This is a genomic window from Nonomuraea terrae, from assembly GCF_044465245.1.
In the GTDB taxonomy this organism is placed as follows: Bacteria; Actinomycetota; Actinomycetes; order Streptosporangiales; family Streptosporangiaceae; genus Nonomuraea; species Nonomuraea terrae.
Window position 1 is genome coordinate 787,418 of sequence record NZ_JBITLL010000003.1, and the last position, 12,377, is coordinate 799,794.

At 70.8% G+C, this 12,377-nt stretch carries 12 protein-coding genes; 10 read left to right on the forward strand and 2 right to left on the reverse strand.

Annotated elements, in window-relative coordinates:
- Window positions 1–137: 137 nt before the first annotated feature.
- Window positions 138–674, forward strand: coding sequence for an NADPH-dependent FMN reductase (locus ACIBP6_RS16115; protein ID WP_397052784.1), 537 nt, complete (start codon window positions 138–140; stop codon window positions 672–674).
- A gap of 121 nt (window positions 675–795) precedes the next feature.
- Here the strand turns inward: ACIBP6_RS16115 and ACIBP6_RS16120 are convergent, their stop codons facing one another.
- Both ACIBP6_RS16120 and ACIBP6_RS16125 read right to left on the reverse strand, forming a co-directional pair.
- Entirely contained in the window at window positions 796–1,419 is a 624-nt protein-coding gene (locus ACIBP6_RS16120) for a hypothetical protein (RefSeq protein ID WP_397052786.1), read from the reverse strand.
- 42 nt (window positions 1,420–1,461) lie between these two features.
- Complete coding sequence (locus ACIBP6_RS16125; protein ID WP_132612064.1) at window positions 1,462–2,241, reverse strand: HAD-IIA family hydrolase; 780 nt, start codon at window positions 2,239–2,241, stop codon at window positions 1,462–1,464.
- Between the two features lie 81 nt (window positions 2,242–2,322).
- On the opposite strand from ACIBP6_RS16125, the gene ACIBP6_RS16130 reads away from it, so the two are divergent.
- From ACIBP6_RS16130 to murQ, 9 genes are all read left to right on the forward strand, one after another.
- Complete coding sequence (locus ACIBP6_RS16130) at window positions 2,323–3,510, forward strand: M20 family metallopeptidase (RefSeq protein ID WP_397052788.1); 1,188 nt, start codon at window positions 2,323–2,325, stop codon at window positions 3,508–3,510.
- A gap of 1 nt (window position 3,511) precedes the next feature.
- Complete coding sequence (locus ACIBP6_RS16135) at window positions 3,512–4,477, forward strand: zinc-dependent alcohol dehydrogenase family protein (RefSeq protein ID WP_397052790.1); 966 nt, start codon at window positions 3,512–3,514, stop codon at window positions 4,475–4,477.
- 164 nt (window positions 4,478–4,641) lie between these two features.
- Window positions 4,642–6,462, forward strand: a complete 1,821-nt coding sequence (locus ACIBP6_RS16140) for an ABC transporter substrate-binding protein (protein ID WP_397052791.1) — start codon at window positions 4,642–4,644, stop codon at window positions 6,460–6,462.
- Window positions 6,463–6,472: 10 nt separating this feature from the next.
- Complete coding sequence (locus ACIBP6_RS16145; protein ID WP_132612072.1) at window positions 6,473–7,483, forward strand: ABC transporter permease; 1,011 nt, start codon at window positions 6,473–6,475, stop codon at window positions 7,481–7,483.
- Window positions 7,484–7,541: 58 nt separating this feature from the next.
- Complete coding sequence (locus ACIBP6_RS16150) at window positions 7,542–8,441, forward strand: ABC transporter permease (protein ID WP_397052793.1); 900 nt, start codon at window positions 7,542–7,544, stop codon at window positions 8,439–8,441.
- Window positions 8,442–8,444: 3 nt separating this feature from the next.
- Window positions 8,445–9,431 carry an ABC transporter ATP-binding protein gene (locus ACIBP6_RS16155; RefSeq protein WP_397052795.1) on the forward strand — a complete coding sequence of 329 codons (987 nt, stop codon included), beginning with the start codon at window positions 8,445–8,447 and terminating at the stop codon, window positions 9,429–9,431.
- A complete protein-coding gene (locus ACIBP6_RS16160; RefSeq protein ID WP_397052797.1) occupies window positions 9,428–10,438 on the forward strand; it encodes an ABC transporter ATP-binding protein in 1,011 nt (336 codons plus the stop codon). The genes ACIBP6_RS16155 and ACIBP6_RS16160 overlap by 4 nt, the downstream gene beginning before the upstream one ends.
- Window positions 10,438–11,292 (forward strand): GNAT family N-acetyltransferase, encoded by an 855-nt coding sequence (locus ACIBP6_RS16165; protein WP_397052798.1) that lies wholly within the window; start codon window positions 10,438–10,440, stop codon window positions 11,290–11,292. Before ACIBP6_RS16160 ends, ACIBP6_RS16165 begins: the two co-directional genes overlap by 1 nt.
- Window positions 11,293–11,471: 179 nt before the next feature.
- Entirely contained in the window at window positions 11,472–12,371 is a 900-nt protein-coding gene (gene murQ, locus ACIBP6_RS16170) for an N-acetylmuramic acid 6-phosphate etherase (protein ID WP_132623366.1), read from the forward strand.
- Window positions 12,372–12,377 lie beyond the last annotated feature (6 nt).

A 12,377-nucleotide genomic window follows, 5' to 3' on the forward strand; every position in this document is an offset into this window, starting at 1 on the left:
CGCCATTCGCGGGCCGCGCGCGACAGGGAATCGCCCCGTGCGGCGAAGCCTGGTGTCCCTCTTGACCAGCCGATGGTCTTGCGCATCCGACCATCGGGCAGGTTCCCGCTAACACCGGAACCTCTTGGGAGCAGTGGGTGAAAATCATCGGGATCGCCGCAAGCCTCCACGCGGGGTCATTTATCACGAGATTGTTGGATGCCGCGGGCGGCGAACTGCCGGAAGGCGTCGGTTTCGAGGTCTGGCAGGGGCTGGGGACGATCCCGCCGTACCGCCCGGGTCCGGTGCCGCCGGAGGCCCGGGATCTCGTCTCGATGACGGCCGGCAGCGACGCGATCCTGCTGACCGCCCCCGAGCACAGCCTGCTCCCGGTGGAGCTGACGCACGCGCTGGACTGGATGTCGGCGCGCGAGGGCCTGTCGGGCAAGCACGTGGCCGTGATGAGCGCGAGCGTGCGGGCGTGCGGCGCGATGTGGGCGCAGGCGGAGCTGTACAAGCACCTGCTGGGCGCGGGCGCGGTCGTCATGGGCGAGGAGCTGGTCATCTCGCCGGCCTGCCCGCACTTCGACGAGGACGGCCGCCTGACGGCGCCCGAGCTGCGCGCCCAGGTGCGCGCGGTGATCCGCCAGCTCTGCCCCGCCGAGGTCATGGAGCCGGTGCTCTCCCTGCGCTGACGAGGAGAGCACGGGAGTGATTCTTTCCACTCAGGACGAGGCCCACACGGAAGCGAGCGTTCTACCAGGGAGAACGGCCACGCGGCCGGGAGAAAAGTACGGGATGAGAATCCTGCACCGGCTAGCGCCGGTCTTCGATCTCCCAGATGTGGTCGATGACGTGCCAGGCGATACGCCGCAGCGCGTAGCGCGGCGGCCACGCGGTGGTCGCCGGCGGCTCCCACGGCCGCGACAGCACCTCGATCAGCTCCGCCCGCATCGCGTCGCGGTCGGCCACCGATCTGAACGGCTTGTGCCGCACCCCGACGTTGCGCGCGTACGAACGCTCCGCCTCGGTCACGTGAGCGACGATCTTACTGCGGTCGCGGCCGCCGCCGCGCGGGCCCTTGCGCAGCTCCTCCGGGGAGAGCGCGGCCGTCTCCTCGAACGACTCCCAGGCCGCCCGCACCACCGCGGCCTGACGCTCGGCCTCGGGCCCCGGCAGCGGCTCCAGGTCGAGGCCGGGCACCTGGTACGGCACCCCGAAGTCGGTCGTCCCGGCTCCCTGCACCCGGGCCACGACCTGGGGCTCCCCGGGGTCGAAGGCGAGCCCGGCCCGCTCGGCGATCAGCCGGTAGCGGGGCACATAATCCATGAGCCGGTCGAGCGCCGCCTCCTCGCCCTTGTCGATCCGGCACCAGCCGGGCCAGTCGAGCGAGCAGGCGAACACCTTCTTCGGGCCGATCTCGAGATAGACGCGGGTCATACGGCCGAGCCTGTCACGCGTACCTGTCAAGGGACGTCAGGTTCAGATGAGGTCGATGAGGTCGGCCACCGAGTCGACGACCAGCGACGGCCGGTAGGGGTAGCGGTCGATCTCGTGACGCTGGGTGACGCCGGTCAGGACGAGGATGGTGAACAGGCCCGCCTCCATGCCGGAGACGATGTCGGTGTCCATGCGGTCGCCGATCATCGCGGTCGTCTCGCTGTGGGCGTCGATCTCGTTGAGCGCGCTGCGCATCATGCGCGGGTTGGGCTTGCCGACGAAGTAGGGGTCGACGCCGGTGGCCTTGGTGATCATCGCGGCGACGGCGCCGCAGGCCGGCAGCGAGCCCTCGGTGGAGGGCCCGATGGGGTCGGGGTTGGTGGCGATGAAGCGCGCGCCGCCCTCGATGAGGCGGATGGCGCGGGTGATCTGGGTGAAGCTGTACGTGCGCGTCTCGCCGAGCACCACGTAGTCGGGGTCGAGGTCGGTCAGGATGTAGCCGACCTCGTGCAGCGCCGTGGTCAGGCCCGCCTCACCGATGACGTACGCCGAGCCACCGGGGCGCTGGTCGTCCAGGAACTGGGCGGTGGCCAGCGCGGAGGTGAAGATGGACTCGACCGGCACGTCGAGGCCGGCGCCCGCGAGCCGCACCGACAGGTCGCGGCGGGTGTAGATCGAGTTGTTGGTCAGAACCTTGAACCGTTTGCCCGACTCGCTGAGCCGCTTGATGAACTCGTCGGCCCCGGGGACGGGCCGCCCCTCGTGCACGAGAACACCGTCCATGTCGGACAACCAGGAATCGATCCGCTTACGCTGAGTCACCCGCTTATCGTACCGACCGGGCGTTTCGTGATGCGGAACTACACCCCTGGACGAAGGGCGCCATCTGTGAACAATGTCCTCATGTCGTTCATTGAATCCGCGCAGGACATGCGGGACGAACTCGTACAGCTCCGCCACTCCCTTCACACCACGCCCGAGCTCGGTCTCTACCTGCCGCGAACCCAGGAGAAGGTGCTGGCCGCGCTCGAGGGCCTCCCGCTGGAGATCTCCACCGGCACCCGGCTCAGCTCGGTGACCGCCGTGCTGCGCGGCGGCCGGCCGGGGCCCGCGGTGCTCCTGCGGGGTGACATGGACGCCCTCCCCGTGACCGAGAAGAACGATCTGCCGTACGTCTCGCAGATCGCCGGGCAGATGCACGCCTGCGGCCACGACCTGCACACCACGATGCTGGCGGGCGCGGCGCGCCTGCTGAGCGCGCGCAGGGAGGAGCTGGCCGGCGATGTGATCTTCATGTTCCAGCCCGGGGAGGAGGGGCACGACGGCGCCAAGCACATGATCGAGGAGGGCGTGCTCGACGCGGCGGGCGAGCGCCCGGTGGCCGCGTACGGGCTGCACGTCGTCTCCTCGATGATGCCGCCGTCGACGTTCATGTCGCGGCCGGGGCCGTTGATGGCGGCGGCGGACGTGTTCCAGGTGACGGTGAAGGGGCGCGGCGGCCACGGGTCGACCCCGTGGCGGTCGCTCGACCCGATCCAGGCGGGCTGCGAGATGGTGGCCGCGCTGCAGACGATGGTGACCAGGACGTTCGACGTGTTCGACCCCGTGGTGGTGACCGTGGGCAGCTTCCACGGCGGCACGAAGGACAACATCATCCCGGACGAGGCGTCGTTCGAGGCCACGGTGCGGACCTTCAGCAAGGAGAACCGGACGCTGATGAAGCGGCGGCTGGTCGAGCTCGTCGAGGGCATCGCGGCGGCGCACGGGCTGCGGGTCGAGGCGTCGTTCGGGATGGGCTACCCGGTGACGGTGAACGACGAGGGCGAGTCGGAGTTCGTCGGGCGGACGGCCGACGAGCTGTTCGGGCCGGGCCGCTTCTACGTCGCGCCGCAGCCGATCATGGGCTCGGAGGACTTCTCGTACGTGCTGGAGTCGGTGCCGGGGGCGTTCGCCTTCCTGGGCGCCTGCCCGCCCGACCGCGACCCCGCGACCGCGCCCTACAACCACTCCCCCGAGGCCATGTTCGACGACGCGGTGCTGCCCGACGGGGCCGCGCTCTACGCGTCACTGGCGTTCTCGCGGCTGTCCTGACATGCGCGCCTGGGTGGTGGAGCGGCCGGGGCCGATGGCGTCCGGGCCGCTGGCGCTCGTCGAGCGGGAGGTGCCCGAGCCCGGACCGGGCGAGGTGCTCGTCCGCGTGGAGGCGTGCGGCGTGTGCCGTACGGACCTGCACCTCGCCGAGGGCGACCTGCCACCCAGGCGGCCCCGCACCACCCCCGGGCACCAGGCGGTGGGCCGGGTGGCCGGCACGGGCGAGCGCGTCGGCGTGGCCTGGCTGCGCTCGACCTGCGGCCGGTGCCGCTACTGCCGGCGCGGGATGGAGAACCTCTGCCCCGGTTCCGCCTACACGGGGTGGGACGCGGACGGCGGGTTCGCCGAATACCTGGTCGCGCCCGCCGAGTACGTCTACCCGCTGCCCGGCGACGTGCCCGCCGAGCGGCTGGCGCCGCTGCTGTGCGCGGGGATCATCGGCTACCGGGCGCTGGCCCGCTGCGACCTGCCGGAGGGCGGGCGGCTGGGCATCTACGGGTTCGGCGCCTCGGCCCACCTGACCGCGCAGGCCGCGATCGCGCGGGGCGCCACCGTGCACGTGGTGACCCGCTCCCCCGCCGCCCGCGCGCTGGCGCTGGAGCTCGGGGCCGCCTCGGCGGGCGACCGGCCGCCCGAGCCGCTGGACGCGGCCATCCTCTTCGCGCCGGTGGGCGACCTCGTGCCGCCCGCGCTGGAGGCGCTCGACCGGGGCGGGACGCTGGCGATCGCCGGCATCCACCTGACCGGCGTGCCGCCGCTCGACTACGACCGGCACCTGTTCCAGGAGCGCACGCTGCGCAGCGTGACGGCCAACACCAGGGCCGACGGGCGGGCCTATCTGGAGCTCGCGCTGGCGCACCCGCCGCGCGTGACGATCGCCCCGTATTCCGTGGAAAACGCCGCCCTGGCGCTCGCGGATCTGGCGAATGGCCAGGTCAACGGTGCCGCGGTTTTGGTAATGGATTAACCGAACCCTTGATGGCGCTTAGCACCACTCCGTACACTCATGAAGGAAAGTTACATTAGCCTCACATCTCCTGGAGATTATTGACGCTGATGTGGCGTGATCGTAGTGTCCCGTCAATCCCTCTTAGATCCTGGAATCAGGTCCGACATCCCCCGGAGCGGCAAATGAAGCGACTGGCAGCGGTAGTGGCGTTGCTGGGTCTTGCCACCGCGACTGCGGCGTGCAGCGGTGGCACCACCAACAATTCCGGCGGCTCGGGCGGTGGCGGCGGGCTCTTCACCACGATCGACGTAGCCCGGCCGGGCCTCGACGCGTCGGCGCCGGCCAATCCCTGGAACCCGAAGGGCAACGCCTTCCTGGGGTACAACGGGATGAAGCTGGCCTGGGTCAAGAACCACCTCACCGACCCCAACCAGTTCTACCCCGGCGTCGCCGCCAACTGGGACATCGCGGCCGACAATTCCTCCATCACCATTCACGTCCAGCCGAACGCCAAGTGGTCCGACGGCAAGCCGGTGACCGCCGAGGACGTCCGGCTCTCCATCGGCCTGGCCTACACCACCGGCAGCACCGCGTTCGCGATCACGCCCGGTGCCGCCGGCGCGGCGGCCGAGGTGCAGGTCGTGGACGACAAGACCGTCAAGGTCACCCAGGACATGACGAACCCGAGCGCCAAGTTCGCCCGCGGCGTGCTGGACAACTGGGTCGTCCCCGCGCATGTCTGGGGCAGCGTGCTGCCGGCCGACTTCTGGGACAAGCTCAAGACCTCCAGGGGCGAGGGCGAGGCGGCCGACAAGGCGCGCGAGGAGATCCTCGCGCTCGGCCAGAAGGTGCTGGCCTTCGCGCCGCCCAAGGACGTCTCCGCCGGCCCGTTCACCCTGGAGCGGGTGAACCCGGGCGAGGCGCTGCTGGTGAAGAACCCGAACTTCTACAACGCCGCAAACGTGGCGCCCGCGCAGGTGAAGTTCCTCAACTACAGCGGCAACGAGCAGATCTGGAACTACCTGAGCGCCGGCAAGCTCGACCACTCCGGCTTCGTCGCCGCCCCGACGGACGTGATGAACCGGATCAGGCAGGCGCCCGGCTCCCACATCATCACGGGCTTCTCCCCGGTGGCCGTCGGCATGGCGTTCAACCAGAGCAAGAAGCCTTACGACAACGTGCACGTGCGCCGGGGCCTGGCCTACCTCATCGACCGCGCCCAGGTGACCAAGGTCGCCTCGCCCGACGGCGGCACGCCGGCCCTCACGACCTCCGGCATCCACCAGAAGCCCGCGCAGGAGTGGATCGGCTCGGAGCTGAGCAGCCTGGAGCCGTACAACCACGACGTGGCCAAGGCCGAGGCCGAGTTCACCGAGGCCGGCCTGAAGAAGCAGGACGGCAAGTGGACGCTGGCCGACGGCTCGCCGTGGAAGGTCACGATGCACGCGCCGGCCGGCTTCTCCGACTGGATCTCCGCGCAGGAGAACATCAAGAGCCAGCTCATCGACAACGGCGTCGACGCCGAGGTGGTGACCGTCGCCGACTACCCCGTCTACCTGGAGGAGATCGCGGCGGGCAAGTACGACGTCGGCTTCTGGCTGATGGCGCTCGGCCCCGCGCCGTACGACATCTACCAGCGCCTGTACGGCACCTCGAACGGCTGGACCAACGTGGCCGGCAAGGTCTCCCACAACGCGCCCGGCAAGGGCGGCAACTGGATGGGCGGCGCCGAGGAGATCGACGTCGAGGGCGTCGGCAAGGTCAACCCCGGTGAGCTGACGGCGGAGCTGAACGCCGCCTCCGCCGAGGAGGCCAAGCCCATCATGGCCAAGCTCGCCAAGGCCGCCAACCAGGACCTCCCGGTCATCCAGCTGTGGGACTACGTCAACACGCAGTTCACCAACACCTCCCGGTTCACCGGGTGGCCGCAGAACGACAGCGACGTGCTGCGCCTGCCCGCCGGTGTCTGGATCCAGCTGGGCATGATCAAGGCCAAGCAGTAGAGAAGAGCGTATGACGGTCATCGCACGGCGACTCGCGGGCCACCTGGCCCGCGGAGTCGTCATGATCCTCGTGGTCGCCACGATCAGTTTCTTCATCGTCAGGAGCATCCCCGGCGATCCGGTGGCGGCGAACGTGCAGAAGCTGATCGAGCAGGGCATGGCCCCTGAGGCGGCCGAGCAGGCGACCCGCGTGCTGTACGGCTTCCAGCCGAAGGGCACCCTGTGGCAGCAGTACGTCGACTACATGGGCGGGCTGCTCACCTTCGACCTGGGCCAGTCGGTCACGCACGCCGGCGCGCCTGTGACGGACGTGCTGGCCGACGCGGCCAAGTGGACCGTCCTGCCGGTGCTGGCGGGGACGCTGCTGAGCTTCCTGGTGGGCATCGTGATGGGCGTCTACGCGGCCATCCGGCGCAGCGGCAAGCTCGGCGACGTCCTGGCGATCTCGGGTTCACTGCTGCACGGCGTGCCGCAGTACGTGCTGGGCCTGCTGCTCAGCGCGATCTTCGCCACGCTGATCCCGATCCTGCCGGCCGACGGGCCGGTGGACATCCTGTTCGAGCCCGGGTTCAACGCCGGCTACATCGGCTCGCTGGTCGAGCACGCGGTGCTGCCGGTGGCGACGTACGCGCTGGCCGCGTACGGCGGGTGGATCCTGGCGATGAAGTCGAGCGTCGTCACCGTGCTGGGCGACGACTTCATCCTGGCCGCAGAGCTGCGCGGGATGAAGCGCTCGATCATCTTCCGGTACATCGCGCGCAACGCGATCCTGCCGCTGTTCACGATCCTCGCGCTCTCGCTCGGCCTGCTGCTGGGCGGCGCGGTGTTCATCGAGCGGATCTTCAACTATCCCGGGCTCGGGCTGCTGCTCATCGAGAGCATCACGATGCGCGACTACGCCCTGATGGGCGGCGCGTTCCTGCTGATCACGATGGCCATCATCGTGGCGAACATCGTCGCGGACCTGTTCTACAGCGTCATCGACCCGCGGGTCCGCAGCGGGGAGGAGGTGTCCGCATGAGCGAGCGAGCAACGGGACACGGCGTCCTGGCGTTCATGCGACCGGCGAAGGAGGGCGCATGAGCGTCCTTCTGGAGAGCTCGTCCACGAACGCGGCCATGCGCCGCAACTTCTGGGCGGGCGTGTGGCGGGTGATGCGCCGCAAGCCCAGCCGCCTGGTGGGCGCGGTGCTCATGGCCGGGTTCGTGTTCATGGGCGCCTTCGGGCCGCTGTTCTATCCGAACCCGCTGCCGCGCGACGTCGATCAACTGACCAGGCCGCCGAGCTGGGAGCACTGGCTCGGCACCGACGACCAGGGCCGCGACGTGGTCGCGCTGGTGGTCACCGGCTCCCGGTACGTGCTGCTGGCCGCGCTCGTCACCGCCGTCATCACGGTGGTCCTGGGCACCGGCATCGGGCTGTTCTCCGGCTTCAAGCGGGGCCGCTGGGACACCGTGCTCATGCGGATCACCGACATGAAGCTGACCATCCCTGGCCTGCCGCTGCTGCTGGTGCTCTCCACGGTGTGGAAGTTCAGCAGCGCCGTGCAGATGGGCGTGGTGCTGGGGCTGCTGAGCTGGGGCGGCGTGGCGCGGGCGGTGCGCGCGCAGACGCTGTCGCTGCGGGAGCGGGGCTTCATCGAGGCGGCGCGCGGGCTCGGACTGTCGACCTCCCACATCGTCGGCAGGGAGCTGCTGCCGAGCATGGCGCCGTACATCGCGATGAACATGCTGATCGCGATCACCGGCGGGGTCTACTCCCAGGTGGGCCTGTTCTTCCTGGGCGTGCTGCCGTACGAGTCGAACAACTGGGGTCAGATGCTCAACACGGCGGTGTTCCGCTCCGGCGCGCTGACCGTGCCGAGCGCGCTCGGCTTCCTGCTCGGGCCGCTGCTGGCGATCCTGCTGCTGACATTGGCCATCGTGCTCGTGGTGGACGCCATGGACGAGATCTTCAACCCCCGGCTGCGCGAGGAGTAAAGGGTGAGCAAGCAAGCGCCGGGCGTGCGCATCGACGGCCTGACGGTCGTCTACAAGACAACGGCGGGCGAGCTGCCCGCCGTCCGGGACGTCAGCCTGACGCTGGAGCCCGGCTCGATCACCGGCATCGTGGGCGAATCCGGGTCCGGCAAGTCCACGCTGGCCCTGTCGCTGCTCAACGCGGTCCAGCCGCCGGGCCGGATCTCCGCGGGCAGCGTCGAGATCGACGGGCTCGGCGACGTGGTGGGCCTGAGCGGCGAGCAGCTGCGCAAGGCCCGCGGCAAGCACATCGGATACGTCTTCCAGGCCGCCCAGAACTCCCTCAACCCGCTCAAGACCGTCGGCAAGCAACTGCTCGACCTGGGCCGCTCGCACGGCGTGGAGGACCTGCGCGGCCTGGTGCGCGAGGCCAGGGAGCTGCTCGGCCGGATGGGCCTGGACGGCGCCCGGGTGCTCGACTCGCACCAGCACGAGCTGTCCGGCGGCATGCGCCAGCGGGTCGGCATCATGCTGGCGCTGGTGCTCAACGCCCACGTGGTGGTGCTGGACGAGCCGACGACCGCGCTCGACATGATCACCCAGGCCAACATCCTGAAGATCGTGCGCGAGGTGCACGCGGAGCGCGGCCTGACGACCCTGGTCATCACCCACGACATCGGCGTGGTGGCCGAGGTCGCCGACCGGCTGGCCGTCATGTACGGCGGCCGCCTGGTCGAGCAGGGCCCGACCCGCGAGGTGCTCGGCTCGCCGCGGCACCCGTACACCAAGGGGCTGATCAGGGCCATCCCGCGGCTCGTCGGCGACATCGACGAGGCGCAGGCGCTGCCCGGCCGCCCGCCCACGCTGGCGACGGTGCCGAAGCAGGGCTGCGTGTTCAGGGAGCGGTGCGCGCTGCGCATGGACGTGTGCGACGACGTCGACCCCGAGGCCGTCCTGCAGGGCACGAGGACCGTGGCCTGCCACGCCGTGACCGTGAAGGAGCACGCATGATCACCGGAACCGGCGTCGTCAAGACGTTCAAGCAGCGGGGCAAGGTGCTCGGCGCCCGCGACGTCCAGGCGCTGCGGGGCGTGGACTTCGCGATCCCCAAGGGCGGCGCGGCCTCGTTCATCGGCGAGTCCGGGTGCGGCAAGACGACGCTGGGGCGGATCATCGCGGGGCTGGAGACGTACGACGAGGGCGAGGTCGCCATCGACGGCGTGGCCATGTCGGGGCTCAAGCCCAAGGACCGCCAGCCGCACTTCCGCAAGATCCAGATGATCCATCAGGACCCGTACTCGGCCCTGAACCCGACCCGCACCATCCACCAGACGCTGCACGCCCCGCTGAGCCTGCGGGCCCGGCAGACGGGCCGGTCGAGGTCGTGGATCGAGGAGCGGGCGGCCGAGGTGCTGTCGCTGGTGGGGCTCGACCCGGGCTCGGTGCTGGCGCGCTACCCGCACCAGCTGTCCGGCGGCATGCGGCAGCGCGTGGTGATCGCGCGGGCGCTGACCGTGGACCCCGAGATGCTGGTCGCCGACGAGGCCGTCTCGATGATCGACGTCTCGCTCCGGCTCGGCATCCTGGCGCTGCTGAAGGACCTGCGCGAGCGGCTCGGCGTGAGCGTGCTGTTCATCACGCACGACGTGGCGACGGCCCGCTACATCGGCGACGACGGCGAGCTGTACGTGATCTACCGCGGCCAGGTCGTCGAGCGCGGGTCGGTCGACACGGTCATCGCCGACCCCGTGCACCCGTACACGCAGTCGCTGCTGTCGGCCATCCCGGTGCTGCACGGGCTGGAGCAGCCGGGCGAGCAGCCGGTGGTGCCGCTGGAGTCGCTGGACGAGAGCCGGTCCGACGAGGGCTGCCTGTTCGCCCGCCGCTGCCCGTTCCGTGCCGACCGGTGCGAGAGCGAGCGGCCGGTGCTGCAGATCACCGGCGGCGTGCCGCAGGAGCACGCCTGCTTCCACCCCGAGCGCCGCAGCGTCATCGCGCGCCCGCTGAGCGAGGTCTGATGACGCACGCCGTACGGGCGGCCGAGCCCGCCGAGGCGGCACGGGTCGCCGAGGCCGCGCTGACGCTGGACCCCGGCGAGGGCGCGGCCCTGGTGGCCCACCTGTCGCGGCCCCCGGCCGGACGGCGCTGGACGGCGCTGGCCGTGGACGGCGGCGTGGTGCTGGCGTCCCTGTCCGCCCACACCGCCGGGGTCGGCCACATCGACCTGCTCGCCGTGCACCCTTCGGCGCGGGGTCAGGGGCGCGGCCGGGCGCTGGTGCGCGCGGCCGAGGAGTGGCTGGCCGAGCAGGGGGCGCGCCAGGCCCGCTTCGCCGGCAACCCGCCGTGCTACGCCTGGCCGGGCGTGGACGTCCGCTACACCGCCGCCGCCTGCCTGGCCGAGAGCCTCGGGTACGAGCGCTACGACGTCGCCTGGAACATGACCGCCGACCTGGGCGCCGACCTGTCGGCCGAGGAGGACGTACGGCGGCTGGAGCGGGCCGGCGTGGCCGTCCGGGAGTCCGTCGAGGACCGCGAGCGGGTGGCCGCGTTCGTCGAGGAGCACTGGAACGATCGATGGGCCTGGGAGGCCGTCCACGCGGCCGGGCTGCACTACGCCGAGCGCGACGGCCGCATCCTCGGCTTCGCCGCCTGGGGCGCGCGGCCGGCCTGGTTCGGGCCCATGGGGACCGCCCCGGAGGCGCGTGGTACGGGGGTCGGGCGGGTGCTGTTGCGCCGGTGCCTGGCGGACCAGCGGGCCGCGGGGCAGAGCGCCGCCGAGATCGGGTGGGTGGGGCCGCTGCGGTTCTACTCGCGTGCCGTGGGCGCGCGGGCGGAACGCGTCTTCTGGCTCTACCGGCGCGACCTGGCGTGACGTCTGACGGAATGCGTGGGGGTCGGGTAGGGCGGTGCGGGCGCGGGTTCATGATCGGTTCGAGGTGGGTACCTCCCGCGAGCACGGACTTCGTGTTCGGCTCCGGTTTTCACACGAGACATGAACCCATTGTCTGAAAGATATTTACAAATTAGTAGTAAAGGGTGGAAATTAGCGTCATGATCGAGCCCGTGCCCGAGTTGGCCACCGAACAGAGTGATCCCCGCTACAGCCAGATCGACCGGCTGCCGACGGAGCAGATCGCCCGGCTGATGAACCAGGCCGACGCCGCCGTGCCCGCCGCCGTGGCGGTCGCGCTGCCGGCGATCTCCGCGGCCGTCGACGCGATCGTCGCCCGGATGGCCCGCGGCGGCCGGCTGCTGTACGTCGGCGCCGGCACCTCGGGGCGGCTGGCCGTGCTGGACGCCAGCGAGTGCCCGCCCACGTTCGGCACCGACCCGTCGCTGGTGCAGGGCGTCATCGCGGGCGGCCCTGAGGCGCTGACCCGTTCTGTGGAGGGGGCGGAGGACGACGCCGACGCGGGCGCCGCGGCCTTGAAGGACCTGGAGGCCGGGCCGCTCGACTCGGTGGTGGGCGTGTCGGCCAGCGGCCGGGCGCCGTTCGTGCTGGGAGCGCTGGCGGAGGCCGCCGGGCGTGGGGCCTTGACCGTCGCCTTGTCGTGCAACGAGGGCGCGCCGCTGTCGGCCGCCGCCGAGCACGCCATCGAGGTGGTCGTGGGGCCCGAGGTGGTGACCGGCTCGACCCGGCTGAAGGCGGGCACGGCGCAGAAGCTCGTGCTGAACATGATCTCCACGATCTCCATGGTGAAGCTGGGCCGTACGTACGGGAACCAGATGATCGAGATGTCGGCCATGAACAGCAAGCTCGCCGAACGGGCGCGCCGCATGGTCAGCGACATCACGGGGACCGACCGCGAGACGGCCGGCGCGGCGCTGGACGCGGCGGGCGGTCAGGCCAAGATCGCGGTGCTGATGATCCGGCACGGCCTGGACGCGCAGGGCGCCCGCGCCCTGCTGGAGTCGCACGGCGAACGCCTCACCGACGCCCTCAGCACCTGACAGGAC